25 protein-coding genes are annotated in these 24,258 nt (G+C 68.3%); 16 read left to right on the top strand and 9 right to left on the bottom strand.

Going from position 1 to position 24,258, the window contains the following annotated elements; genetic code table 11:
* Window positions 1-59: 59 nt before the first annotated feature.
* The 5 genes from kdpC to SB786_RS13455 form a co-directional block, all read right to left on the bottom strand.
* Entirely contained in the window at window positions 60-641 is a 582-nt protein-coding gene (kdpC, locus tag SB786_RS13475; RefSeq protein WP_410727895.1) for a potassium-transporting ATPase subunit KdpC, read from the bottom strand.
* Window positions 642-665: 24 nt separating this feature from the next.
* Window positions 666-2,777, bottom strand: coding sequence for a potassium-transporting ATPase subunit KdpB (kdpB, locus tag SB786_RS13470; RefSeq protein ID WP_410727894.1), 2,112 nt, complete (start codon window positions 2,775-2,777; stop codon window positions 666-668).
* 54 nt (window positions 2,778-2,831) lie between these two features.
* On the bottom strand, window positions 2,832-4,637 hold the full coding sequence (gene kdpA, locus SB786_RS13465; protein ID WP_410727893.1) for a potassium-transporting ATPase subunit KdpA: 1,806 nt from the start codon (window positions 4,635-4,637) through the stop codon (window positions 2,832-2,834).
* Window positions 4,634-4,726 carry a K(+)-transporting ATPase subunit F gene (gene kdpF, locus SB786_RS13460; RefSeq protein ID WP_006752209.1) on the bottom strand — a complete coding sequence of 31 codons (93 nt, stop codon included), beginning with the start codon at window positions 4,724-4,726 and terminating at the stop codon, window positions 4,634-4,636. Before kdpF ends, kdpA begins: the two co-directional genes overlap by 4 nt.
* A gap of 344 nt (window positions 4,727-5,070) precedes the next feature.
* Complete coding sequence (locus SB786_RS13455) at window positions 5,071-6,045, bottom strand: quinone oxidoreductase family protein (RefSeq protein ID WP_410727892.1); 975 nt, start codon at window positions 6,043-6,045, stop codon at window positions 5,071-5,073.
* Window positions 6,046-6,418: 373 nt separating this feature from the next.
* Here SB786_RS13455 and SB786_RS13450 point away from each other — a divergent pair, with 373 nt between their 5' ends.
* Entirely contained in the window at window positions 6,419-6,772 is a 354-nt protein-coding gene (locus SB786_RS13450; protein WP_410727891.1) for a Rap1a/Tai family immunity protein, read from the top strand.
* 15 nt (window positions 6,773-6,787) lie between these two features.
* Window positions 6,788-7,255, top strand: coding sequence for a T6SS effector amidase Tae4 family protein (locus tag SB786_RS13445; RefSeq protein ID WP_410727890.1), 468 nt, complete (start codon window positions 6,788-6,790; stop codon window positions 7,253-7,255).
* Window positions 7,256-7,393: 138 nt separating this feature from the next.
* Here the strand turns inward: SB786_RS13445 and SB786_RS13440 are convergent, their stop codons facing one another.
* On the bottom strand, window positions 7,394-7,777 hold the full coding sequence (locus SB786_RS13440; protein ID WP_410727889.1) for a methylglyoxal synthase: 384 nt from the start codon (window positions 7,775-7,777) through the stop codon (window positions 7,394-7,396).
* A gap of 57 nt (window positions 7,778-7,834) precedes the next feature.
* Window positions 7,835-8,614 (bottom strand): SDR family oxidoreductase, encoded by a 780-nt coding sequence (locus tag SB786_RS13435; protein ID WP_410727888.1) that lies wholly within the window; start codon window positions 8,612-8,614, stop codon window positions 7,835-7,837.
* Between the two features lie 220 nt (window positions 8,615-8,834).
* Here SB786_RS13435 and upp point away from each other — a divergent pair, with 220 nt between their 5' ends.
* From upp to SB786_RS13365, 14 genes are all read left to right on the top strand, one after another.
* Window positions 8,835-9,485: a uracil phosphoribosyltransferase gene (upp, locus tag SB786_RS13430; RefSeq protein WP_006478229.1), complete on the top strand. Its 651-nt coding sequence runs from the start codon at window positions 8,835-8,837 to the stop codon at window positions 9,483-9,485.
* Window positions 9,486-9,701: 216 nt separating this feature from the next.
* Window positions 9,702-10,430: a YebC/PmpR family DNA-binding transcriptional regulator gene (locus SB786_RS13425; protein WP_006752214.1), complete on the top strand. Its 729-nt coding sequence runs from the start codon at window positions 9,702-9,704 to the stop codon at window positions 10,428-10,430.
* 105 nt (window positions 10,431-10,535) lie between these two features.
* A complete protein-coding gene (gene purD / locus SB786_RS13420) occupies window positions 10,536-11,816 on the top strand; it encodes a phosphoribosylamine--glycine ligase (RefSeq protein WP_006752215.1) in 1,281 nt (426 codons plus the stop codon).
* A 107-nt stretch (window positions 11,817-11,923) separates the two neighbouring features.
* Complete coding sequence (gene hemF, locus SB786_RS13415; protein WP_410727887.1) at window positions 11,924-12,844, top strand: oxygen-dependent coproporphyrinogen oxidase; 921 nt, start codon at window positions 11,924-11,926, stop codon at window positions 12,842-12,844.
* Window positions 12,841-13,599, top strand: a complete 759-nt coding sequence (locus SB786_RS13410) for a nicotinate-nucleotide adenylyltransferase (protein WP_410727886.1) — start codon at window positions 12,841-12,843, stop codon at window positions 13,597-13,599. Before hemF ends, SB786_RS13410 begins: the two co-directional genes overlap by 4 nt.
* Before the next feature lie 4 nt (window positions 13,600-13,603).
* A complete protein-coding gene (gene rsfS / locus SB786_RS13405; protein ID WP_410727885.1) occupies window positions 13,604-14,044 on the top strand; it encodes a ribosome silencing factor in 441 nt (146 codons plus the stop codon).
* A 19-nt stretch (window positions 14,045-14,063) separates the two neighbouring features.
* Entirely contained in the window at window positions 14,064-14,534 is a 471-nt protein-coding gene (gene rlmH, locus SB786_RS13400) for a 23S rRNA (pseudouridine(1915)-N(3))-methyltransferase RlmH (RefSeq protein WP_059468149.1), read from the top strand.
* A gap of 50 nt (window positions 14,535-14,584) precedes the next feature.
* Complete coding sequence (locus tag SB786_RS13395) at window positions 14,585-15,217, top strand: Maf family protein (RefSeq protein ID WP_410727884.1); 633 nt, start codon at window positions 14,585-14,587, stop codon at window positions 15,215-15,217.
* Between the two features lie 8 nt (window positions 15,218-15,225).
* Entirely contained in the window at window positions 15,226-16,695 is a 1,470-nt protein-coding gene (gene rng / locus SB786_RS13390; protein ID WP_006752221.1) for a ribonuclease G, read from the top strand.
* A 119-nt stretch (window positions 16,696-16,814) separates the two neighbouring features.
* Window positions 16,815-17,150 carry a YggL family protein gene (locus SB786_RS13385; RefSeq protein WP_006752222.1) on the top strand — a complete coding sequence of 112 codons (336 nt, stop codon included), beginning with the start codon at window positions 16,815-16,817 and terminating at the stop codon, window positions 17,148-17,150.
* Between the two features lie 453 nt (window positions 17,151-17,603).
* On the top strand, window positions 17,604-18,773 hold the full coding sequence (locus SB786_RS13380) for a collagen-like triple helix repeat-containing protein (RefSeq protein WP_410727883.1): 1,170 nt from the start codon (window positions 17,604-17,606) through the stop codon (window positions 18,771-18,773).
* Between the two features lie 265 nt (window positions 18,774-19,038).
* The gene (locus tag SB786_RS13375; protein WP_410727882.1) at window positions 19,039-20,007 is read left to right on the top strand and encodes a PRC-barrel domain-containing protein; all 969 of its coding nucleotides are present in this window, start codon (window positions 19,039-19,041) and stop codon (window positions 20,005-20,007) included.
* A complete protein-coding gene (locus SB786_RS13370; protein ID WP_410727881.1) occupies window positions 20,004-21,263 on the top strand; it encodes an MFS transporter in 1,260 nt (419 codons plus the stop codon). Before SB786_RS13375 ends, SB786_RS13370 begins: the two co-directional genes overlap by 4 nt.
* Window positions 21,264-21,299: 36 nt before the next feature.
* Window positions 21,300-21,866 carry an FUSC family protein gene (locus SB786_RS13365; RefSeq protein WP_410727880.1) on the top strand — a complete coding sequence of 189 codons (567 nt, stop codon included), beginning with the start codon at window positions 21,300-21,302 and terminating at the stop codon, window positions 21,864-21,866.
* 53 nt (window positions 21,867-21,919) lie between these two features.
* Here the strand turns inward: SB786_RS13365 and SB786_RS13360 are convergent, their stop codons facing one another.
* The gene (locus SB786_RS13360) at window positions 21,920-22,309 is read right to left on the bottom strand and encodes an RcnB family protein (protein WP_410727879.1); all 390 of its coding nucleotides are present in this window, start codon (window positions 22,307-22,309) and stop codon (window positions 21,920-21,922) included.
* An 82-nt stretch (window positions 22,310-22,391) separates the two neighbouring features.
* Window positions 22,392-24,143: a lipid A export permease/ATP-binding protein MsbA gene (gene msbA, locus SB786_RS13355; RefSeq protein WP_006761061.1), complete on the bottom strand. Its 1,752-nt coding sequence runs from the start codon at window positions 24,141-24,143 to the stop codon at window positions 22,392-22,394.
* Window positions 24,144-24,258 lie beyond the last annotated feature (115 nt).

The raw sequence follows: 24,258 nt of genomic DNA, 5'->3' as shown, positions 1-24,258 counted from the left end.
CCGCCGGAAAAGTCGGACCCGGCGCGCCGCAAGCCGCGCCGGGAAGCCCGCATCCGCGTTCAGTGCGCGGCCTGCGCCGCGTCGAGCGCGAGGTTCAGCTTCAGCACGTTCACGCGCGGCTCGCCGAGCACGCCGAACTGGCGGCCCGCCGTGTTCGCGGCGACGAGCTGCGCAACCGCGTCGGCCGTCAGGTTGCGCGCCTTCGCGACGCGCTCGACCTGGTACGCGGCGGCGGCCGGCGTGATCTCCGGATCGAGGCCGCTCGCCGAGGCCGTCACGAGGTCGACCGGCACGGGCTGCGACAGGTCGGTGCCCGCGTCGCGCAGCGCGGCGATACGCGCCTTCACCTGGTCGGCGAGCGACGGATTCAGCGGGCCGAGGTTCGAGCCGCCGGAGCCGCTCGCGTTGTACGGCATCGGCGACGTGGCCGACAGCCGGCCCCAGAAGTACTTCGGCGCATCGAACGGCTGGCCGATCAGCGCGGAGCCGACCGCACGGCCGTCCTGCTCGATCAGGCTGCCGTTCGCCTGCGACGGGAATACGGCCTGGCCGAACACGGTCATCACGGCCGGGTAAGCGAGCCCCGTCACGACGGTCAGTACGACAAAGATCACGACGAGCGGGCGAATCAACGTTTTCATGATGGTTCCTTCAGGTACGGCGCATCAGGCCCAGCCGAGTGCGGCGAGCGTCATGTCGATCAGCTTGATGAACGGGAACGGCAGCAGCAGGCCGCCGAGGCCGTACACCAGCAGGTTGCGGCGCAGCAGCGACGCGGCGCCGAGCGGCCGGTAGGGGACGCCCTTCAGCGCGAGCGGAATCAGCGCGACGATGATCAGCGCGTTGAAGATCACGGCCGACAGGATCGCGGATGCCGGCGAGCTCAGGTGCATGATGTCGAGCACGCGCAGCTGCGGGTACGTCGTCACGAACGCGGCCGGGATGATCGCGAAGTACTTCGCGATGTCGTTCGCGATCGAGAACGTGGTCAGCGAGCCGCGCGTCATCAGCATCTGCTTGCCGATCTCGACGATCTCGATCAGCTTCGTCGGGTTCGAATCGAGGTCGACCATGTTGCCGGCCTCCTTCGCCGCCTGCGTGCCGGTGTTCATCGCCACGGCCACGTCGGCCTGCGCGAGCGCCGGCGCGTCGTTGGTGCCGTCGCCCGTCATCGCGACGAGCCGGCCGGCCGCCTGATGCTCGCGGATCGTCGCGAGCTTGGTTTCCGGCGTCGCTTCGGCGAGGAAATCGTCGACGCCCGCCTCCGCCGCGATCGCCGCTGCCGTCAACCGGTTGTCGCCCGTCACCATCACGGTCTTGATGCCCATCTTGCGCAGTTCCGCGAAGCGCTCCTTGATGCCGCCCTTCACGATGTCCTTCAGCTCGATCACGCCGAGCACGCGCGCCACGCCGTCATGCAGGTCGGCCACGACGAGCGGCGTGCTGCCGCGGCGCGCGACGTCGTCGACCGCGCGGCGCACTTCTTCCGGGAAGCGGCTCCCGTGCGTCTCGACGTAGCGGCGAATCGCGTCGGCCGCGCCCTTGCGGATCTCGCGACCGGGCGCCCCGGCGGAAGTCCCCGCGGGGAACAGATCGACGCCGCTCATGCGCGTCTGCGCGGAAAAGCCGAGGAACGTCGCGTGCAGTTGCGCCATGTCGCGCTGGCGGATGTTGAAGCGTTCCTTGGCCAGCACGACGATGCTGCGCCCTTCCGGCGTTTCGTCGGCGAGCGACGACAGCTGCGCGGCGTCGGCCAGCGCTTCCTCGGTCACGCCCGGCGCGGGCACGAACGTCGACGCCTGGCGATTGCCCAGCGTGATCGTGCCGGTCTTGTCGAGCAGCAGCACGTCGACGTCGCCGGCCGCTTCCACCGCGCGGCCCGACGTCGCGATCACGTTCGCCTGCATCATCCGGCTCATCCCCGCCACGCCGATCGCGGACAGCAGGCCACCGATCGTCGTCGGGATCAGGCACACCAGCAGCGCGACGAGCGCGGTGATCGTCACCATGTGACCGGCCTTCATCGCTTCGACCGAGAACATCGAGAACGGCAGCAGCGTCGCGGTCGCGAGCAGCATCACGATCGTCAGCGCGACGAGCAGGATCGTCAGCGCGACCTCGTTCGGCGTCTTCTTGCGCTTCGCGCCTTCGACCATCGCGATCATCCGGTCGAGGAACGCCTCGCCGGGGTTCGCGGTGACCTTCACGACGATCCAGTCGGACAGCACGCGCGTGCCGCCCGTCACCGACGAGAAGTCGCCGCCCGACTCGCGGATCACCGGTGCGGATTCGCCGGTGATCGCCGATTCGTCGACCGACGCGACGCCGTCGATCACCTCGCCGTCGGCTGGGATCACGTCGCCGGCCTCGACCAGCACGACGTCGCCACGGCGCAGCTCGGACGCTGTCGTGATGCGGATCGGCGACTTCGGATGCGGCTCGTTCAGCTTCTTCGCCATCACATCCTTCTTCGCGCTGCGCAGCGACGCGGCCTGCGCCTTCGAACGCCCTTCGGCGAGCGCTTCGGCGAAGTTCGCGAACAGCACGGTGAACCACAGCCACAGCGCGATCGCGAGGATGAAGCCGGCCGGCGCCTCGGCCTGGCCGGCGAGTGCCGCGATCCACAGAATCGTGGTCAGGATGCTGCCGACGTACACGCAGAACATCACCGGGTTGCGGAACTGCGTGCGCGGCGTGAGTTTCTTGAACGAGTCCACGATCGCCGGACGCAGCAGCGCCGGATCGAACATGGACCGTGTTGCGGAATGTTGAGTCATTGCGATCTCTTCAATCTCTTCAGTCGTTTCAACGTGTCGCGAGGCGGGCGCGCGTTACGCGCCCAGCCACATCATCAGATGTTCGACGCCCGGGCCCAGCGCGAGCGCCGGCACGTAGGTCAGCGCACCCACCAGCAGCACGGTGCCGAGCAGCAGCACGACGAACAGCGGACCGTGCGTCGGCAGCGTGCCGCTCGTCACCGCGATGCGCTTCTTCGCGGCGAGCGAGCCGGCGATCGCCAGCACCGGCACGATCGTGCCGAAACGGCCGAACCACATCGCGATCGCGGTCATCCAGTTGTAGAACGGCGTGCCGACCGTCAGGCCCGCGAACGCGCTGCCGTTGTTGTTCGCGGCCGAGCTGAACGCGTACAGGATTTCCGAGAAGCCGTGCGGGCCGGGGTTCGCGATGCCGGCCTTGCCTGCGTCGGCCAGCACCGCGATCGACGTGCCGACCAGCACGAGCAGCGGCGTGAGCAGCACGACGATCGACACCATCTTCATCTCGTACGACTCGATCTTCTTGCCGACGTATTCGGGTGTGCGGCCGATCATCAGGCCGGCGACGAACACCGCGAGCAGCGCGAACACGAGCATCCCGTAGAGGCCCGAACCGACACCGCCGAAGACCACCTCGCCGAGCTGCATCAGCAGCATCGGCACGAGGCCGCCGAGCGGCGTCAGCGAATCGTGCATCGCGTCGACCGCGCCGCACGACGCGGCCGTCGTCGCGACCGTGAAGATGGCGGTCTGCGCGATCCCGAAGCGCGTTTCCTTGCCCTCCATGTTGCCGCCCGGCTGCATCGCGCCGGCCGACTGGTCGACGCGAAGCGCGGCGAGCGTCGGGTTGCCGGCCTGCTCGGCGCTCACCTCGACGCCGATCGCGACCGCCAACGCGACCGTCATCGCCGCGAGCACCGCGATGCCCTGCCGGCGGTCGCCGATCATGCGGCCGAACACCAGGCACAGCGCGGCCGGGATGATCAGGATCGAGAAGATCTGCAGGAAGTTCGCGAACGGCGTCGGGTTCTCGTACGGATGCGCGGAGTTCGCGTTGAAGAAGCCGCCGCCGTTGGTGCCGAGCATCTTGATCGCTTCCTGCGACGCAACCGGGCCCATCGCGAGCGTCTGCTTGACGAGCGGGGTCGGCACCGTCACCGGGTTGCCCTTGTCGTCCTTCAGCGGGCTGCCCTGCGCGTCGAGCTTCGGCGCCGCGTAAGTGCTCGCCTGCAGCACCGGCACATCCTGGTACGCCTTCATGTTCTGGATCACGCCCTGGCTCATCAGCAGCGCGGCGACGAGCGCGGCCATCGGCACGAGCACGTACAGCGTCACGCGCGTGAGGTCGACCCAGAAGTTGCCGATCGTCTGCGCGCTGTGGCGCGCGAAGCCGCGGATCAGCGCGATCACGACGACGATGCCGGTCGCCGCCGACAGGAAGTTCTGCACGGTCAGCCCGAGCATCTGCGACAGGTAGCTGACCGTCTGCTCGGGCGTGTAGTCCTGCCAGTTCGTGTTGGCGACGAAGCTGACGGCCGTGTTGAACGCACCGTCGGGAGTCATCGCGCCGAACTGCTGCGGGTTGGCGGGCAGAAAGCCCTGCAGGCGCAGCAGCCCGTAAAGGAACAGCACGCCGAGCGCGTTGAACGCGATCGTCGCGATCGCGTATTGCTTCCAGTTCATTTCGGTGCCGGCGTCGACGCCGGCAATGCGGTACAGCGCGCGCTCGAGCGGCCCGAACACGCGCACGACGCGCGAGCTGCCGTCCATCACGCCGCTCAGGTAGCGCGCGACCGGCACGGCCGCCGCGAGCAGCACGGCGATGAACAGCAGCGTCTGCAACAGGTTGTTCGCGTTCATTCGATGTCCTCCGCGCGCAGCAGCGCAAAGACGAGATACGCGAACAGCAGGGCCGTCGAGGCGCCCGCCAGCCAAAGCATCCAGGTCATGCGCGCCCCCCGCGACCGTATTGCACGAGCTTCTCGCAACCGGCGAGCAAACCGAGGATCAGCGCGGTGAACAGCACCAGTGCACCGATGAAAACCCCATCCATTTTTGTGTTCTCCGTCGTCGAAATCTGACGACTCGAACCTTATGGGAACGCGCGTAAAGGACGGGTCAAAGGTGATCGGGCGGGTATAAAAAACGCGTAAACGCGTGCAGCGGAGGACGGCGGGCGGGGGGGGACAGGCGCCGGGACGGGCGCCGGGACGGGCGGCGGGAGGGGCGGCGGGCGACGGGCGGCGCCGCCCGCAAGGGCAAGTGCCGGCGGGGTGCCGGCACGACGGCAGCGTCAGGGAATGAGGATCGTCGAGCCGGTCGTCTTACGCGATTCGAGGTCGGCATGCGCGCGGCCGACTTCCGCGAGCGGATAGCGCTGGTTGATGCTCGTCTTCACCTTGCCCGACAGGATCACGTCGAACAGCTCGGCGGCCGCGGCTTCGAGATCGGCGCGCTTCGCGATGTACGAGAACAGCGTCGGCCGCGTGAAGAACAGCGAGCCGCGCGACGAGAACTCCTTCGAGTCGATCGCCGGCAGCGGGCCCGATGCATTACCGAAGCTGACGAAGTAGCCGAGCGGCGCGAGGCAGTCGAGCGAACCGATGTAGGTGTCCTTGCCGATCGAATCGTAGACGACCGGCACGCCCGCGCCGTTCGTGATCTCCTTCACGCGCTGCGTGAAGTTCTCGCGCGTGTAGACGATCGGATGATCGCAGCCGTGCGCCTTGGCAAGCGCGGCCTTCTCGTCGGAACCCACCGTCCCGATCACGGTCGCGCCGAGCGCCTTCGCCCACTGGCACACGAGCAGGCCGACGCCGCCGGCCGCCGCATGGATCAGGATCGTGTCGCCGGCCTTCACCGGGTACGTGCGGCGCAGCAGGTAGTGCGCGGTCAGCCCTTGCAGCATCACCGAGGCCGCGTCGTCATCGCTGATGCCGTCCGGCAGCTTCACGAGCCGCTCGGCCGGCATCACGCGCTCCTGCGCATACGCGCCCGGCGGCTGCCCGACGTACGCGACGCGATCGCCCGCCTTGAAGGCGGTCACGCCGTCGCCGACGGCCGTCACCTCGCCCGCCGCCTCCATCCCGAGGCCGCCGGGCAGCGGCTGCGGATAGAGGCCCGTACGGAAATACACGTCGATGTAATTGAGCCCGACCGCGTGCTGCCGGATCCGGACTTCGCCCGCCTTCGGCGCGCCGACCTCGACATCGACCCACTTCATCACGTCCGGGCCGCCTGGCTGGTCGTATCGGATTGCTTTCGGCATCGTTTCGCTCCTCGGTTGTCTGGAAATCGAATCTGGCAAACTCGTCAATGTCGCCCGATAGGCGATGCATGCAGACGCAGGGCTCAGCGCGTGATTCTCGCGCGTCGTATGCAGCGCGTCGCCGAAATCCCTTCACGTCCGTAGGGTTTTCGCGGAAGACGGATGGCGCGACGTCCAGCCGGTCATGCGCAATACTTTGTCACCGTCAAGTCACGACTTGCAGGGTGGATGAAATGGACGCCAGGTACGCGACGGCAAAGCGCCGCCGCCCGGCGGCCCCGTGTGCCGTGCCCTGCAGTGGAGCGTCGAAGGAAGCGGAGGGGAAGACGGCCGTGCTATTTTGCTTTTCGCCGAAGCCACGAGCCCCCATGCCATGAACGTCTTTGTCATCCGAAGTGTGTTTGTTTTCGCGTCGCTGTCGGCAAGCATCGGCATCGCACACGGCGCAGCGGTACCGCGTGTCGACGGCACCCGACTACTCGACGGCATGAGCCGCACCGACAACACGCCGTACGCCGACGCCGAACGTCACGCCATGACCGGTTATCTGGCCGGCGTGGCCGATACCTCCGAAGGCAAGGACTGGTGCGACAACGGGCGCGTCAAACCGGGAGAAATCAATTCCGAAGTACTCGGCGATCTCCGGAAACTGCCGAACGTTGCGTTGCGGGCAAACGCAGCAGGACTGGTCACCCGCATCCTGCAACAAAAATATCCTTGCCGTTGATCGGAGAACATTTGTTTGAGACCGCACTTTTCTTTGCTGAGCAGCCACTACCCGAGCAACAGAACCGTTTCGCGGGAAGCGCTTTACGAAGCGTTGGGCTGGCAGGACCTGATCTCCAATCCGTCGTATGCGAATACCTGCGCCATCCGGGTCAGCCTGGCACTCGTCAGGAGCGGCATGACATTGCGCGGCGGGCTCGTGATTCAAAAAGGTCCGCACCGGGGGCGGCGCATTGGAGCCGGACAAGCCAGACTGGCCAGAATGCTGGCAGAGCCGGCGTATTTCGGCAAAGCCGAAGTGTTTCGGCGGGACGAAGCGACAGCCCGCATTGCCGGCAGAAAAGGCGTGGTGGCTTTCTGGAATATCCCAGGCTACATGAACGGCCGTGGCGGCCATATCGACCTGATCGACGGTGCACGCGCCCTCTGCAGCTCGGATTGCTACTGGACGGCATCGACCGTGTGGTTCTGGCCGCTACGATGATCGCCGGTCCCCGATCTCGCCCGTCGCAACCGGCACCCATGTCGACACACCGCCGACACACCCTTAACGCTCGGCGTCGTCTGCCGCATCCTCCACGCGACCGATGACGCCGACCGAGCGCGCTCATCCGTCCCCGCCCTAGCACACATCCTGCATGTTCCGCGTCAGATCGTCGAGCAGCATCCGCGCCGTGGCAACATTGGTCGCGACCGGCACGTCGCATGCGCGCACCAGCGCGGTGATGTCCGGATCGTGCGGCTGCGCGGTCATCGGGTCGCGCAGGAACACGACGATGTCGACGCGGCCGTCGGCCAGCTCCGCACCGATCTGCAGATCGCCGCCGAGCGGCCCCGACAGCTTGCGCTCGACCTCGAGCCCGTGCGCGGCGGCGATGCGGCCGCCCGTCGTGCCCGTCGCGACCAGCCGGCATTGCGCGAGCGTCTCGCGGTACTGGCCCGCGAGCGCGACGATCTCGTCCTTCTTCGCGTCGTGCGCAATCAATGCGATGCGGGGTTTGCTCATCTCCGGTTCCTTCGTGGTTCGATGGTTGTCGTCTTCGTGAATGGCGCGGTGCGTGCGTCAGAACGTGCCCGGATACGCGCCGCCGTCGAGCAGCCAGTTCTGCCCGGTGATATAGCCGGCATGCACACTGCAGAGGAATGCGCACGCGGCGCCGAATTCGGCGCGCGTGCCGAGGCGCCCGGCCGGGATCTCCTTCGCGCGCCGCGCGCGCAGTTCGTCGACCGTCACGCCCTGCGCCTTCGCCGACGCGGCAAGGGTCGTCGCGATCCGGTCGGTGTCGAACAGCCCCGGCAGCAGGTTGTTGATGGTGACGCCCTGGCCGGCGACCTTGCGCGACAGCCCCGCGACGAAGCCGGTCAGCCCCGAGCGCGCGCCGTTCGACAGTGCGAGCACGTCGATCGGCGCCTTCACGGCCGAACTCGTGATATTGACGATCCGGCCGAAGCCGCGCCCGATCATCCCGTCGATGGTCGCGCGGATCAGCTCGATCGGCGTCAGCATGTTCGACTCGAGCGCGCGGATCCAGTCGTCGTGCGAGAAGTCGCGGAAGTCGCCGGGCGGCGGGCCGCCCGCATTGTTCACGAGAATGTCCGGTTGCGGGCAGGCGGCGAGCGCGGCCGCGCGCCCGTCGGGCGTCGTGATGTCGCACGCGACGGCGGTAACCGACACGTTCGCCCCGGCGCGGATCTCCTCGGCGGTTTCCTCCAGCGTGTCGCGCGTGCGCGCGACGATCACGAGATTCACACCCTCGGCGGCCAGCGCTTCCGCGCAGCCGCGCCCGAGGCCCTTGCTCGCCGCGCACACGAGTGCGGTCTTTCCTGCGATGCCGAGATCCATCGTCGATTCCTTTATGGCGACGCGCGCCGGCGCGGCCCCGCCGGGCCGCATCGCCGGACGGGCGAACGGTCGCGAACGGGCTGACACGACGCGCGGATTATCGTGAGACGTCGATAATATCCGGATCGCGCGGCGCCCTTGGTAAAATTGCGGCCATCAGCGGCAGCCGGCTTGCGCCCGCCGCCGCCCCCGATCCCCTTTTGCCGTCAAGGCGCCCGTCATGAAACAGGACAGCCGTTTCCCGAATCTCTTCATCACCGATCACCCGCTGATCCAGCACAAGCTCACGCACATGCGCGACAAGGACACGTCGACGCGCACGTTCCGCGAGTTGCTGCGCGAAATCACGCTGCTGATGGGCTACGAGATCACCCGCAACCTGCCGATCACGACCAAGCGGGTCGAAACGCCGCTCGTCGCGGTCGACGCACCGGTGATCGCGGGCAAGAAGCTGGCGATCGTGCCCGTGCTGCGCGCGGGCATCGGGATGTCGGACGGCCTGCTCGACCTGGTCCCGTCCGCGCGGGTCGGCCACATCGGCGTGTACCGCGCGGAAGATCACCGCCCGGTCGAATACCTGGTGCGCCTGCCGGACCTCGAAGACCGCATCTTCATCCTGTGCGACCCGATGGTCGCGACCGGCTACTCGGCCGTGCACGCGGTCGACGTGCTCAAGCGCCGCAACGTGCCGGCCGCGAACATCATGTTCGTCGCGCTGGTCGCCGCGCCCGAAGGCGTGCAGGTGTTCCAGGACGCGCACCCGGACGTGAAGCTGTTCGTCGCGTCGCTCGACTCGCACCTGAACGAGCACGCGTACATCGTGCCGGGCCTGGGCGACGCGGGCGACCGCCTGTTCGGCACCAAGAACTGACGCGCCGCCCCCGGGTCGAGCGGCCGGTGCGCGGCGACGGCCCGCACCGGCCGTTCGGCCATGCGCGGCGGCCCCGAAGCGACGGTCGCCGCGTGATAAAATCACGTTCTACTCGACACGCGCGGCCCCGCGGCATCACGCCCGCCGACACGGCCGCCGATTCAACGACACATTGGCACAATCGCCCGCGCAGCGCGCCCGGGCACGGAGAAAGGTATGGCTGGTCATTCGAAATGGGCCAACATCAAGCATAAGAAGGCAGCGGCCGACGCGAAGCGCGGCAAGATCTGGACCCGCCTGATCAAGGAAATCCAGGTCGCGGCCCGTCTCGGCGGCGGCGACGCGAACTCGAACCCGCGTCTGCGTCTCGCGGTCGACAAGGCGGCCGACGCCAACATGCCGAAGGACAACGTCAAGCGCGCGATCGACCGCGGTGTCGGCGGCGCGGACGGCGCGAACTACGAAGAAATCCGTTACGAAGGCTACGGCATCAGCGGCGCGGCCATCATCGTCGACACGCTGACCGACAACCGCACCCGCACGGTCGCGGAAGTCCGCCACGCATTCTCGAAGTTCGGCGGCAACATGGGCACCGACGGTTCGGTCGCGTTCATGTTCGATCACGTCGGCCAGTTCCTGTTCGCGCCCGGCACGTCGGAAGACGCGCTGATGGAAGCGGCGCTCGAAGCCGGCGCGGACGACGTCAGCACGAACGACGACGGCTCGATCGAGGTGCTGTGCGACTGGCAGGCGTTCTCGGCGGTGAAGGACGCGCTCGAAGCCGCGGGCTTCAAGGCCGAACTCGCCGAAGTGACGATGAAGCCGCAGAACGAAGTCGAATTCACCGGCGACGATGCGGCGAAGATGCAGAAGCTCCTGGACGCGCTCGAGAACCTCGACGACGTGCAGGAGGTGTATACGAACGCCGTCATCGTCGAGGAATGAGATGCCGGCCGCCGTGCACCCAGTCACGGCGGCGGCCCGACCGATTTCGCGGCCGGCGCGCCTGAGCGTGCCGGCCGCCCTGTTTTCTAGTCTGCGGGGAATCCCATGAAACTACTCGTCGTCGGTTCCGGCGGCCGCGAACATGCGCTCGCGTGGAAGCTCGCGCAATCGCCGCGCGTCCAGATGGTCTACGTCGCGCCCGGCAATGGCGGCACGGCGCAGGACGAGCGTCTGAAAAACGTCGACATCACGTCGCTCGACGCGCTGGCCGATTTCGCGGAAAGCGAAGGTGTCGCGTTCACGCTCGTCGGGCCGGAAGCGCCGCTCGCGGCCGGCATCGTCAACCTGTTCCGCGCCCGCGGCCTGAAGGTGTTCGGCCCGACCCGCGAAGCCGCGCAGCTCGAAAGCTCGAAGGATTTCGCGAAGGCGTTCATGAAGCGTCACGGCATTCCGACCGCCGACTACGAAACCTTCTCCGACGCCGCCGCCGCGCATGCGTACATCGACGCGAAGGGTGCGCCGATCGTCGTGAAGGCCGACGGCCTCGCGGCCGGCAAGGGTGTCGTCGTCGCGATGACGCTGGAAGAAGCGCACGCCGCCGTCGACATGATGCTGTCGGGCAACAAGCTGGGGGACGCCGGCGCGCGCGTCGTGATCGAGGAATTCCTCGATGGCGAGGAAGCGAGCTTCATCGTGATGGTCGACGGCAAGCACGCGCTGGCCCTGGCATCGAGCCAGGACCACAAGCGCCTGCTCGACGAGGACCGCGGCCCGAACACGGGCGGCATGGGCGCCTATTCGCCCGCGCCGATCGTCACGCCGCAGATGCACGCACGCGTGATGCGCGAAATCATCATGCCGACGGTACGCGGAATGGAGAAGGACGGCATCCGCTTCACGGGCTTCCTGTATGCGGGCCTGATGATCGACAAGGAAGGCAATCCGCGCACGCTCGAATTCAACTGCCGGATGGGCGACCCCGAGACGCAGCCGATCATGGCGCGCCTGAAGAGCGATTTCTCGAAGGTCGTCGAACAGGCGATCGCGGGCACGCTCGATTCGGTCGAGCTCGACTGGGATCGCCGCACCGCGCTCGGCGTCGTGCTGGCCGCGCACGGCTATCCGGACGCGCCGCGCAAGGGCGACCGCATCAACGGGATCCCGGCCGAGACGGCCCAGGCCGTGACGTTCCATGCAGGCACGACGCTCGCCGAAGGCGACAAGCTCGTCACGTCGGGCGGCCGCGTGCTGTGCGTGGTCGGCCTCGCCGATTCGGTGCGCGAAGCGCAGCAGCATGCGTACGACACGATCAACCAGATCAATTTCGAAGGCATGCAGTACCGGCGCGACATCGGCTTTCGCGCACTGAACCGCAAGAGCGCGTGACGCACTGACCGCCTGCCCGCGCAGGCCCCTCTGCCGGGGTTCGATAGAATGCCCGGCAGTGGCCTTTTTTACGGCCCCCGCTTCGCGCGGGGGCACCCAGTCCAGACATGACCGATTCCACCTACGACGTGCCACGCGTGCGCACCTACCTCCAGGGCCTGCAGACTCGCATCGCCGACGCGCTCGGCGCGCTCGACGGCACGCCGCTTGCAACCGACGCATGGCAGCGCGGCCCGGAAGAGCGGCTGCGCGGCGGCGGCTGTACGCGGATTCTCGAAGGCGGCCGCGTGTTCGAGCGCGCGGGGATCGGTTTTTCCGACGTCGCGGGCGACGCGCTGCCGCCGTCGGCGAGCGCCGCGCGCCCGCAGCTGGCCGGCCGCGGCTTCGAGGCGCTCGGTGTGTCGCTGGTGCTGCACCCGCGCAACCCGTACTGCCCGACCGTACACATGAACGTGCGGATGCTGATCGCGACGAAGCCGGGCGAGGCGCCGATCTTCTGGTTCGGCGGCGGCATGGATCTGACACCGGTTTATCCGTTCGAGGACGACGCGCGGCATTTCCACCAGGTCTGCAAGGACGCGCTCGATCCGTTCGGCGCCGAGCTCTACCCGCGCTTCAAGACCTGGTGCGACGAGTATTTCTTCCTGAAGCACCGCAACGAGACGCGCGGCATCGGCGGAATCTTCTTCGACGATTTCTCCGAGCCCGGATTCGAACGCTCGTTTGACACGATGCAAAGCGTCGGCGACGCGTTCCTGAACGCGTACCTGCCCATCGTCGAACGCCGCGCCGCGCTGCCGTACGGCGAGCGCGAGCGCGACTTCCAGGCCTACCGGCGCGGCCGCTACGTCGAATTCAATCTCGTGTTCGACCGCGGCACGCTGTTCGGCCTGCAAAGCGGCGGCCGGACCGAATCGATCCTGATGTCGATGCCGCCGGTCGCGAACTGGCGCTACAACTGGCAACCCGAGCCGGGCTCGCCGGAAGCGCGCCTGAGCGAGTTTCTCGTGCCGCGCGACTGGGTGTGAGCCCGCCGCGCCCCGCCGCCCCAAGAACAGGACACGTTTTTCTGGACACCACCGCCCGCCCCGCCCCGCAGCCGCACCTGCCGTTACGTCGCATCGGCCTGCTGGGCGGCACGTTCGACCCGATCCACGACGGTCACCTCGCGCTCGCGCGCCGGTTCGCCGACGTGCTCGGCCTGACCGAGCTCGCGCTGCTGCCGGCCGGGCAGCCGTACCAGAAACGCGACGTGTCGGCCGCCGAGCATCGGCTCGCGATGACGCGCGCCGCCGCCGGCTCGCTGCATCTGCCCGGCGTGACGGTCACCGTCGCGACCGACGAGATCGAGCACGCCGGGCCAACCTATACGGTCGAGACGCTCGCGCGCTGGCGCGAGCGGATCGGCCCCGATGCATCGCTGTCGCTACTGATCGGCGCCGACCAGCTGGTTCGGCTCGACACCTGGCGCGACTGGCGCAAGCTGTTCGACTACGCGCACGTGTGCGCGTCGACGCGCCCGGGTTTCGACCTTGGCGCGGCGTCACCGGCCGTCACGCAGGAAATCGCGCGGCGGCAGGCCGGCGCCGACGTGCTGAAAGCGACGCCGGCCGGCCATCTGCTGATCGATACGACGCTGGCGTTCGATATCGCCGCAACCGACATCCGCGCGCACCTGCGCGAATGCATCGCGCGTCATGCGCAAATGCCCGATGCGTCGGCCGAGCATGTGCCGGCCGCCGTCTGGGCCTATATTCTTCAACATCGTCTCTACCATTCCTGATTCCATGGATATCCGCAAACTGCAGCGCGTGATCGTCGACGCTCTCGAAGACATCAAGGCGCAAGACATCAAGGTGTTCAACACCAGCCACCTGACCGAACTGTTCGACCGCGTGATCGTCGCGTCGGGCACGTCGAACCGCCAGACCAAGGCACTCGCGTCGAGCGTGCGCGACAAGGTCAAGGAAGCCGGCGGCGACATCGTCAGCTCCGAGGGCGAAGACACCGGCGAATGGGTGCTGGTCGACTGCGGCGACGCGGTCGTGCATATCCTGCAACCGGCGCTGCGCCAGTATTACAACCTCGAGGAAATCTGGGGCGACAAGCCCGTGCGGATGAAGCTCGGCGGCGGCAAGGACGGTTTCGCGACGGCCAGCGAAGGCGAGGACGACGACGAAGAAGCGCCCGCACGCCCGGCGCGCAAGACGGCGGCCCGCCGCCGCTGAGCCGCAGCGAGTCGCCCCGATGAAGCTTTTCATCCTCGCGGTCGGCCACAAGATGCCCGGCTGGATCGCGTCCGGCTTCGACGAATACACGAAGCGGATGCCGCCCGAGCTGCGCATCGAGCTGCGCGAGATCAAGCCCGAACTGCGTTCGGGTGGCCGCAGCGCGGAAAGCGTGATGGCGGCCGAGCGGCAGAAGATCGAGGCCGCGCTGCCGAAGGGCGCGCGCATCGTCGCGCTCGACGAGCGCGGCCGCGACTGGACCACCATGCAGCTCGCGCAGGCCTTGCCCGGCTGGCAGCAGGACGGCCGTGACGTCGCGTTCGTGATCGGCGGCGCCGACGGGCTCGATCCGGAACTGAAAGCGCGCGCCGACGTGCTGCTGCGCATCTCCAGCATGACGCTGCCGCACGGGATGGTCCGCGTGCTGCTTGCCGAACAGCTTTACCGGGCGTGGAGCATCACGCAGAATCATCCCTATCATCGCGCATGACGTGCCGTCCTCGGACGCGCGCCGCGCGCGCTCACCGAGATAACGACACCATGCCGTCCAGCACGCCTTCCGCCCTTTTCCCGCTCCTTTACCTCGCTTCACAAAGCCCACGCCGCCAGGAATTGCTGCAGCAGATCGGCGTGCGCTTCGACCTGCTGCTGCCGCGCCCCGACGAGGACGCCGAGGCGCTCGAAGCCGAACTGCCCGGCGAAGCCCCCGACGCGTACGTGCGGCGCGTCACCGTCGCGAAGGCCGAGGCCGCGCGTGCGCGCCTCGTCGCGAGCGGCAAGCCGGCCGCGCCGGTGCTCGTCGCCGATACCACGGTGACGATCGACGGCGCGATCCTCGGCAAGCCGGCCGACGCCGACGACGCGCTCGCGATGCTCACCCGCCTCGCGGGCCGCGAACACGAGGTGCTGACCGCGGTTGCCGTGATCGGCGCCGACGGCGAACTGCTGCCGCCCGCGCTGTCGCGCTCGTCGGTGCGCTTTTCGGCTGCACCGCGCGACGCCTTCGCGCGCTACGTCGAAACCGGCGAGCCGTTCGGCAAGGCGGGCGCGTATGCGATCCAGGGCCGCGCCGCTGAATTCATCGAGCGAATCGACGGTTCCCATTCGGGTATCATGGGTCTGCCCCTTTTTGAGACTGCCGCGTTGCTGCGCACCGCGCGCCTCGCCTTCTGAATCCCACCATGAACGAAGAAATCCTGATCAACCTCACGCCCCAGGAAACGCGGGTCGCACTCGTCCAGCAAGGCGCGGTGCAGGAGCTTCACGTCGAGCGCACGCTGTCGCGCGGGCGGGTCGGCAACATCTACCTCGGCAAGGTCGTGCGCGTGCTGCCCGGCATGCAGTCGGCGTTCATCGACATCGGCCTGGAGCGCGCGGCGTTCCTGCACGTCGCGGACATCTGGCATCCGCGGCTCGCCGGCGAGCCGCAGTCGGGCGCGCCGCACCAGCCGATCGAGAAGATCGTGTTCGAAGGCCAGACGCTGATGGTCCAGGTGATCAAGGATCCGATCGGCACGAAGGGCGCGCGCCTGTCGACGCAGGTCAGCATCGCGGGCCGCACGCTCGTGTATCTGCCGCAGGAGCCGCACATCGGCATCTCGCAGAAAATCGAGAGCGAAGCCGAGCGCGAGGCCGTGCGCGCGCGCCTGACCGCCGTGATCCCGCCGGACGAGAAAGGCGGTTACATCGTGCGCACGATCGCCGAGGATGCCACCTCCGAGGAGCTGGCCGGCGACGTCACGTACCTGCGCAAGACCTGGGCGACGATCGTCGCGCAGGCGCAGCGGCTGCCGGCGACGAGCCTGCTGTACCAGGATCTCGACCTCGCGCAGCGCGTGCTGCGCGATTTCTCGAACGACGACACGACGCGCATCCAGGTCGATTCGCGCGAGACGTACCAGCGCCTCGCGGAATTCGCGGACGAGTTCACGCCGGCGGTGAGTCCGAAGCTGCATCACTACACCGGCGAGCGGCCGCTGTTCGACCTGTACAACATCGAGACGGAGATCCAGCGCGCGCTGTCGCGCCGCGTCGACCTGAAGTCGGGCGGCTACCTGATGATCGACCAGACCGAGGCGATGACGACGATCGACGTGAACACCGGCGGCTACGTCGGCGCACGCAACTTCGACGACACGATCTTCAAGACCAACCTCGAGGCCGCGCACACGATCGCGCGGCAATTGCGGCTGCGCAATCTCGGCGGGATCATCATCATCGACTTCATCGACATGGAGAACGCCGAGCATCGCGACGCGGTGCTGTCGGAGCTGAAGAAGGCGCTGTCGCGCGACCGCACGCGCGTGACGGTCAACGGCTTCTCGCAGCTCGGGCTCGTCGAGATGACGCGCAAGCGCACGCGCGAATCGCTCGCGCACGTGCTGTGCGAGCCGTGCCCGACCTGCCAGGGCAAGGGCCAGGTGAAGACGTCGCGCACCGTGTGCTACGACATCCTGCGCGAGATCCTGCGCGAGTCGCGCCAGTTCAATCCGCGCGAATTCCGCGTGATCGCCGCGCAGCAGGTGATCGACCTGTTCCTCGACGAGGAGTCGCAGCATCTCGCGATGCTGATCGACTTCATCGGCAAGCCGGTGTCGCTGCAGGTCGAGTCGAACCTGAGCCAGGAGCAGTACGATATCGTGCTGATGTGACGCCTGCCTGCCCGCCGCCGGCTTTGCCGCGCGGCGCCCCGACGCGGCCACCCGGACCGCTTGCGCATGTCGCGCCAGCGCCCGCCGCCGCCTTTTTCTTTTCATGTACATCACACACCATGAGCCAACGCCACAACCGCCGCCAGCGCAAGAAACTCCACATCGCCGAGTTCCAGGAACTCGCGTTCAACGCGACCGCGCAATACCGCAACGAGCTGTCCGATCTCGAGCGCGGCCAGCTGATCGATTCGTTCATCGATTTCGTCGAAGCGAACGGGCTGCTCACCGTCGCGTCCGCCGACGAAGGGATCGGCGCATACGTGATCTCCGGCGCGCCGCGCGGCACGACGACCGATGCCGACCGCGAGAGCGTGCGTGCGTGGCTGGCCGCACGGCCGGAGCTGACCGACGTCCAGGTCAGCGAATTCAGCGACGCGTGGTATCCGGACGCCTGACGTTCCGGTTGCTCCGCCCATCGCGCGGCGCCCGCGCCTGCCCGCGTGAGGGCGGCCCGGGCTGGCGCCGCCGCTTCTCCCGCACGTCTTGACTCTCCCCCCTTCTCCTCGAATCACACGACGCGCCCCGCGTCGACCGTGATTACCCCGATTCCGGCAGTGAATCGGACGCTTACTTCAATTTAACGATCATTAAAAGACGGCTCGCGCAGACGGACCTACTCTGATCGTACGAATCCGGTGATTTCCGGCACGATCGGCAAGCAAGACGAAAGAATGCAAACGACTCGTCTTGCAAGCGCTCCGGATTCCGACTCAGGCGAAGACGCGACACGGCGACAGGTCAATCAGGGAGACAACAACGATGCGCCCGCCGCTTCACTTCCGCAGCGACGACACGTCGGCGCACACGAAGACCGCCTGATCCATTTCCATAATCGAGACGAGGACGACATGAACACGCCCACCACCCATCAAGTAGGACTCCGAATGATCATGATCGCGGCAGGCGTTGCGGCGCTGATGTCGCTGTCCGCGTGCGGCGGCTCCGGCTCGCTGAGCCAGGGCACCGGCGGCTCCGGGTCGGGGTCCGGCGACACGACGGCGTCGACCGGCGGCACCAGCAACGGTACGAGCGGCACGTCGGCGTCGACGGGCGGCACCGGCAGCACCGGCAGCACCGGCAACGGTGCGAGCGGCTCGTCGGCCAACGGCGTCGGCCAGTCGATCGCTGCGTCGAGCAACATCGTGACGGCCGGCGGCGGCGCCGTCTCCGGCGTCGGCACGGCGATCGCGGCCCAAACGCTGCCCGGCACGACCCCCGCGACCACGCAGGTGCTCGGCGCGGTCGTGCAGGATGTCGGCGCGGCCGTCACCACGCTCGGCAGCGGCCTCGGCTCGGGCCTCGGCCAGCTCGGCGCGTCGTCGAATCCGGTCGGCACGACGGTCGCGAGCACGGGCGGCGTGGTCACGGATCTCGGTCAGGCCGTCGCCGCGACGGGCGGAGTCGTGTCGAGCCTGGGGGCCACCGGTTCCGCACTGGCGCCGCTTGCGCCCGTCACCTCGCCCGTCGGCGGTGCCGTGACGATGCTCGGCAACACGATCGCGGGCGGCGGCGCGACGCTCGGCACGCAACTGTCGACCGGCCCCGTCGCGCAGGTGACGGGCGCGGCCAGCTCGGCGATCACGCCGATCACGACGACGGTCGGCTCGCTCACGCAGACAGCCGCCGCAAGCACGCCGCTCGGCGCGCCGCTGACGAATCTCGTCACGACCGTCGGCAACGGCGTCGCGAACGCCGGCACGACGATCGCGAAGACGGGCAACAATCCGGTCACGACCGGCGTCGGCAACGTCGTGACCGCGACCGGCAACACGGTCGCCACCGCAGGCACCGCGCTGCTCGGCGGCGGCGCGGCCGCGACGAGTCCGCTCGCCCCCGTAACGGGGCTCCTGTCGACCGGTGCACTCGGCGGCACGACGGGCGGCGGCAACCCGGCCGGCGCGCTCACGTCGGCGGTCGGCGGCCTGACGGGCGGCAGCGGCAGCGGCGCGCTGTCGAACACCGGCGGCGGCCTGCTCGCCCCGGTTACGACGACGCTTGGCACGCTGGCCAAAAAGTAACGTCACGCCGGCAGCCCGTGCGGCGCCCGTACCGTCGTCGACGGTCGGGCGCCGCGCGCGTCAGGGCACCCGTACACCCGATGCTGCCCGCCCCGCGATCGATCGCTACCCTTTCCCCGCCATTCCGCGCCGAATCCTCCGCGGAAATCGGTCCTGAAAGGAAGACACGTTAAACTCTCACCTCGCGAGGTGCGCCGCCCGCACCCGCCATCCATCGCCAGCCGCGCGCCTCCCGCCCGGCCCCCGACCCATGGAGTGAGTGTCAATGAGCGGCGGACTCCCGTTTCCCGCATCCCGCATGTCGTTCCCGTCCTCGACGGTCTTCCTGGTGCTCGCAGCCGCCGCGCTGCTGTCCGGCTGCGGACTGCTGCCGACCCAGAATCCGCCCGCGCCGATCAGCGAGGCGCTCATCGAGCCCGTCGAGGAAACCGCCGGCAAGCCGCTGACGATGCCGCCCGTGCCGCCGCTCGTGCAGCCGGAGGAACCGGAAGCGCCGAAAAAGCCGCACCGCGAGGCGACGCGGCCGAAGCCGGTGCAACGTGCCGAACCGCCGACCCCGCCGCCTCCGCCGCCGCCCCCGCTCGTCGCGACCCGCCCGCTCGACCGCACCCAGATCCATGCACTGCTCGACAGCGAAGTCGCGCGCCGCAACGGCAAGGTGATCGGCCGCGCGGTCGACATGGTGATCGACGCGAGCGGCAAGCCGCGCGAGATGATCGTCAACCTGCAGGGCTTCATGGGCATCGGCGACCGCAAGGTCATCTTCCCGTGGAACGTGTTCCGCTTCACGCCGGGCGGCAAGCATGAGCCGATCGTGCTCGACGTGCCGTCGGGCGACCTGCCGCCTGCCGCGAGGCCCAAGGCCGTGCCGCTGTCGGGTTCGGCCGCGGCATCGCCCTCAACGCGACTGCCGATGCTCGACAGCGACGTCGAGCGCCCGAACGGCACCAAGATCGGCCGCGTCGTCGACGTGCTGATCGACCGCGCCGCGCAGCCGCAGGCCATCGTGCTCGACCTCGGCGGGCTCGTGAACCCGGACCGCCGCTCGATCGCCGCGAGCTGGGGCGCACTGCGCTTCGTCACGCGTGACAAGGCGCTGCACCCGCAGCTCGACCTGAACGACGCACAGATCAAGGCGGCGCCGCCCTACGCGGCCGACAAGCCGATCGTCGCGGTCTACCCGCCCGTTGCCCCGGCACCGGCGCAGGCTTCCTCTGCGAGTGCGACCCGATGACGATCAAGCATTCCGTCACCGTACGCAGTCTGCGGTCGCTCGACTGGCTCAACTTTTTCGTTGCAAACGTTCAAACCGGGTTCGGTCCGTTCATCGCGTCCTACCTCGCGTCGCACAAGTGGACGCAGGGCGAGATCGGCATGGTGCTGTCGATCGGTACGATCAGCGCGATGGTCAGCCAGGTGCCGGGCGGCGCCGCCGTCGACGCGCTGAAGAACAAGAAAGGCGCGGCCGCTTGGGCGATCGTGGCCATCATCCTGTCCGCGGTGCTGCTCGCGTCGAGCCCGACGATCGTGCCGGTGATCGCGGCCGAAGTGTTCCACGGCTTCGCGAGCTGCATGCTCGTGCCGGCGATGGCCGCGATCTCGTTCTCGCTGGTCGGCCGCGCCGACCTCGGCGACCGGCTCGGCCGCAACGCGCGCTGGGCGTCGATCGGCAGCGCGGTCGCGGCGGGCCTGATGGGGCTCACCGGCGAGTATTTCTCCGCGCGTGCGGTGTTCTGGCTGACCGCGGTGCTGGCATTGCCCGCGCTGTTCGCGCTCGCGATGATCCAGCCGACGCACGAAGTGATTCCGCAGTCGTCGAAGCCCGACGATCACGACGAAGGCGAGCACCGCGAGACGCTGCTCGAGCTGCTGCGCGATCGCCGGATGCTGATCTTCGCGTCGTGCGTCGTGCTGTTCCACCTGTCGAACGCGGCGATGCTCAACCTCGCGGCCGGCGAAGTCACGGCCGGGATGGGAGAGAACGTGCAGCTCGTGATCGCCGCGTGCATCATCGTGCCGCAGGCGATCGTCGCGATGCTGTCGCCGTGGGTCGGCCGCTCGTCGCAACGCTGGGGACGAAGGCCGATCCTGCTGCTCGGGTTCTCCGCGCTGCCGGTGCGCGCGCTGCTGTTCGCCGGCGTGAGCAGCCCGTACCTGCTCGTGCCGGTGCAGATGCTCGACGGCATCAGCGCGGCCGTGTTCGGCGTGATGCTGCCGCTGATCGCGGCCGACGTCGCGGGCGGCAAGGGCCGCTACAACCTGTGCATCGGGCTGTTCGGTCTTGCGGCCGGAATCGGCGCGACGCTCAGCACGGCCGTGGCCGGCTATGTCGCCGATCACTTCGGCAACACGACCAGCTTCTTCGGGCTCGCCGCGGCCGGCGCGCTCGCGGTGCTGCTGGTCTGGCTCGCGATGCCCGAAACGCGCGTCGACAACGGCGACGTGACCGCCGGCGAGCCCGCCGCCGCGTCGCCCGAACAGGCGCACTGACGCGCCCGCACCGCCCCCGCTTCTTGGCACGACACGATGGATACGATCAGGACACTCAACGAAGCCCGCCAGCAGATCCAGCAGTCGATCTTCGATCTGTTCAAGGGGCTGACCTTCGGCGAACGGCTCACGCAGGGCGTGCTGATGGCGCTGCAGGCGGTCTGCGGCGCGTGCCTCGCGTACACGATCGGCCGTGCGCTGCACACCGAACAGGCCGTGTGGGCGGCGGTCACCGCGATCGCCGTCACGCAGCACAACTACTCGGACACGATGTCGCTGTCGCGCGACCAGTTCATCGGCGCGATGATCGGCGGCCTGCTCGGCTTCGCGGGCGCAGCGCTCGGCGGCGATCGCCTCGTCGCCTATGCGATCGCGGTCGCGCTCACGATCGTCAGCTGCTGGTGCCTGAACGTCGGCAGTGCGGCGCGGCTCGGCGGCGTGACCGCGACGATCGTGCTGCTGTTTCCGGGCAACGGCCCGCTATGGGACATTCCGCTGATGCGGCTCGGGGAAGTGGCGCTCGGCACCGTATGCGCGCTGGCCGTGTGCTGGGCGATGTCGCTGATCGAGCGACGCTGGTTCCGCCGGGCGGCGGCAAAGTGACGCGGCGCCGGGCAACGCGCCCGGCAGCCGGATGAACCATCGAAAAGAAACGGTTACGGACCGACCCGCAGCACGATGCCCGAACCGATCTGCACCAGCAAATAGTCGCCGCCGACGCCGACCCACTGATAGCCGCGCGGCGGCGCACTCAGATGATAGCCGCGCCAGTCCTCGACCACGTACTGGCGATCGCGGAATTCGCCGGGAAGCCGGTCGCCCTTGTGCCACTCGCGACGCGGCTGGTCGGCCCAGCGCGGCGGCACGTCGTCCTCGTGGCGCATCTGGCCGGGCGGCATGTGCTTCGGGCCATGCCCGCGGTGCATGCCACGATCGCCATGATCGCCGTGGTTGTCGTAGTTGCCGTGACCCTGCGCCATGGCTGCGGGTGCCGCGAAACCCGCCACGATCAGCGCGGCCAGCATCGTCCCGTGCATCTTCTTCATTGTTCTTCCCTCCGAGTTGTTACGTCGAACCGGAAACAACGGTGCCTGCCGATCCAGACTAGCACACCGGCGTGACCCGGCGTCACGCCGCCTGCTGCTGGTATTGAATCCGGTGGAGGTGCGCGTACAGCCCGCCGTGGCGCAGCAGTTCTTCGTGGCTGCCCTCTTCGACGATCTTGCCGGCTTCGAGCACGAGGATTCGGTCCGCGCGCTCGATCGTCGACAGCCGGTGCGCGATCACGAGCGTCGTGCGCCCTTCCATCAGCCGCTCGAGCGCGGCCTGCACGTGGCGTTCGGATTCCGAATCGAGCGCGGAGGTCGCCTCGTCGAGGATCAGGATCGGCGCGTCCTTGTAGATCGCGCGCGCGATCGCGAGCCGCTGCCGCTGGCCGCCCGACAGACGCATCCCGTTGCCGCCGACCAGCGTGTCGAGCCCGTCGGGCATCGCGGCGACCGCGTCGGCAAGGTTCGCCGCCTCGAGTGCCGCCTGCACGCGTGCGCGGTCGGGCGTCTGGCCGTACGCGACGTTCGCGGCGATCGTGTCGTTGAACAGCACGACGTCCTGGCTGACCATCGCCATCTGGCCGCGCAGCGCGTGGATGTCGTAGTCGGCCACCGGCACGCCGTCGACCAGGATCGCGCCGCCCGTGGGGTCGAAGAAGCGCGGCAGCAGGTTCACGAGGGTCGTCTTGCCGCTGCCCGACGGCCCCGCCAGCGCGATCATCTCGCCCGGCGCGACCTTGAACGAAATGCGGTCGAGCGTCGGCCGCTCGGATGCGCCGTAGTCGAACGACACGCCGCGGAATTCGATCTCGCCGCGCGCGTGCGGCAACGCACGGCCGCCGCCCTGCGGCTCGGCCGGCTCGTCGATCAGCCCGAAGATCAGCTCGGCGGCCGTCATCCCGCGCTGCAGCGGCTGGTTGACGTCGATCAGGTGCTTGAGCGGCGAAATCACCAGCAGCATCGACGTGACGAACGCGACGAAGCCGCCGACCGTCGTTTGATCGTTGGTCGACTGCACGACCGCGATCGTGATCACGACCGCGAGCGCGATCGACGCGAGGAACTGCGTCAGCGGCTGCGCGAGCCCGCCGGAGATCGTCATGCGCATCGCATAGCCGCGCAGGCGCTTGCTCATCGCCGCGAAGCGGTCCATCTCGTACGTCTCGCCGTTGTGCACCTTGACGACCTTGTAGCCGCCGACCGTCTCCTCGACGATGTACGACAGCTCGTTGGTCAGCGTCTGGTGCTCGCGGTTCAGGCGGCGCAGGCGGCGGTTGATCTTGCTGACGAGCCAGCCGATGCCCGGCAGGATCACCGCGACGATCAGCGTGAGCCGCCAGTTCAGGTAGAACAGGTAGCCGAGCAGGAACATCACGGTCAGCGAGTCGCGCACGAGCGTGACCATCACGCCGGTGAGCACCGACAGGATCTGGTTGACCTCGAACACGATCGCGTTGATCACCGTGCTCGCCGTCTCGCGCTGGAAGAACGACGCGCCCGTGTGCAGCATCCGCTGGAACATTTCGAGCCGCAGCTGCAGCAGGATGCGGTTCGATACGTAGTTGAGCAGGTAATTCGACGCGTACTGCGACACGCCGCGCACGAGCGCGAGGCCGATCACGGCCATCGGCACGTACCATTTCGCGCGGTCGCTGCCGTGCGAGCCGAAGCCGTGGTCGAGCAGCGGCTTGAGCAGCGCCGGAATCCCGGCTTCGGTGGCCGCGACGACGCCCATCGTGACGACGGCGAGCACCACGATGCCGATCAGCGGCCGGATGTACGGCCACAGGCGCTTGAGAACCGTGAACGGCGACGTGCCCGTGCCGTCCATCGGTTTGCGAAGAGTGTTCTGGGTTTCCAAGGCAATCCTTCTTGAGCCGCGACGCGGCGCCCGGGGCATGGCTGCCCGGGATTCGCCCAGTCCGGCGGTTGCCGAAAAAGGCCCA

The sequence above is a fragment of the Burkholderia sp. SIMBA_062 genome (assembly GCF_046534765.1).
Classification (GTDB): Bacteria; Pseudomonadota; Gammaproteobacteria; order Burkholderiales; family Burkholderiaceae; genus Burkholderia; species Burkholderia ambifaria.
The sequence above is the reverse complement of the archived record's forward strand: the minus strand, read 5'-3'. Positions and strand labels throughout refer to the sequence as shown.

Excerpts from the sequence above, each read along its gene's own strand:
- kdpC (WP_410727895.1), bottom strand. The coding sequence starts at position 641 with ATGAAAACGTTGATTCGCCCGCTCGTCGTGATCTTTGTCGTACTGACC.
- kdpB (WP_410727894.1), bottom strand. The coding sequence starts at position 2,777 with ATGACTCAACATTCCGCAACACGGTCCATGTTCGATCCGGCGCTGCTG.
- kdpA (WP_410727893.1), bottom strand. The coding sequence starts at position 4,637 with ATGAACGCGAACAACCTGTTGCAGACGCTGCTGTTCATCGCCGTGCTG.
- kdpF (WP_006752209.1), bottom strand. The coding sequence starts at position 4,726 with ATGACCTGGATGCTTTGGCTGGCGGGCGCCTCGACGGCCCTGCTGTTC.
- SB786_RS13455 (WP_410727892.1), bottom strand. The coding sequence starts at position 6,045 with ATGCCGAAAGCAATCCGATACGACCAGCCAGGCGGCCCGGACGTGATG.
- SB786_RS13450 (WP_410727891.1), top strand. The coding sequence starts at position 6,419 with ATGAACGTCTTTGTCATCCGAAGTGTGTTTGTTTTCGCGTCGCTGTCG.
- SB786_RS13440 (WP_410727889.1), bottom strand. The coding sequence starts at position 7,777 with ATGAGCAAACCCCGCATCGCATTGATTGCGCACGACGCGAAGAAGGAC.
- SB786_RS13435 (WP_410727888.1), bottom strand. The coding sequence starts at position 8,614 with ATGGATCTCGGCATCGCAGGAAAGACCGCACTCGTGTGCGCGGCGAGC.
- upp (WP_006478229.1), top strand. The coding sequence starts at position 8,835 with ATGAAACAGGACAGCCGTTTCCCGAATCTCTTCATCACCGATCACCCG.
- SB786_RS13425 (WP_006752214.1), top strand. The coding sequence starts at position 9,702 with ATGGCTGGTCATTCGAAATGGGCCAACATCAAGCATAAGAAGGCAGCG.
- purD (WP_006752215.1), top strand. The coding sequence starts at position 10,536 with ATGAAACTACTCGTCGTCGGTTCCGGCGGCCGCGAACATGCGCTCGCG.
- hemF (WP_410727887.1), top strand. The coding sequence starts at position 11,924 with ATGACCGATTCCACCTACGACGTGCCACGCGTGCGCACCTACCTCCAG.
- rsfS (WP_410727885.1), top strand. The coding sequence starts at position 13,604 with ATGGATATCCGCAAACTGCAGCGCGTGATCGTCGACGCTCTCGAAGAC.
- rlmH (WP_059468149.1), top strand. The coding sequence starts at position 14,064 with ATGAAGCTTTTCATCCTCGCGGTCGGCCACAAGATGCCCGGCTGGATC.
- SB786_RS13395 (WP_410727884.1), top strand. The coding sequence starts at position 14,585 with ATGCCGTCCAGCACGCCTTCCGCCCTTTTCCCGCTCCTTTACCTCGCT.
- rng (WP_006752221.1), top strand. The coding sequence starts at position 15,226 with ATGAACGAAGAAATCCTGATCAACCTCACGCCCCAGGAAACGCGGGTC.
- SB786_RS13385 (WP_006752222.1), top strand. The coding sequence starts at position 16,815 with ATGAGCCAACGCCACAACCGCCGCCAGCGCAAGAAACTCCACATCGCC.
- SB786_RS13380 (WP_410727883.1), top strand. The coding sequence starts at position 17,604 with ATGAACACGCCCACCACCCATCAAGTAGGACTCCGAATGATCATGATC.
- SB786_RS13375 (WP_410727882.1), top strand. The coding sequence starts at position 19,039 with ATGAGCGGCGGACTCCCGTTTCCCGCATCCCGCATGTCGTTCCCGTCC.
- SB786_RS13370 (WP_410727881.1), top strand. The coding sequence starts at position 20,004 with ATGACGATCAAGCATTCCGTCACCGTACGCAGTCTGCGGTCGCTCGAC.
- SB786_RS13365 (WP_410727880.1), top strand. The coding sequence starts at position 21,300 with ATGGATACGATCAGGACACTCAACGAAGCCCGCCAGCAGATCCAGCAG.
- SB786_RS13360 (WP_410727879.1), bottom strand. The coding sequence starts at position 22,309 with ATGAAGAAGATGCACGGGACGATGCTGGCCGCGCTGATCGTGGCGGGT.
- msbA (WP_006761061.1), bottom strand. The coding sequence starts at position 24,143 with ATGGACGGCACGGGCACGTCGCCGTTCACGGTTCTCAAGCGCCTGTGG.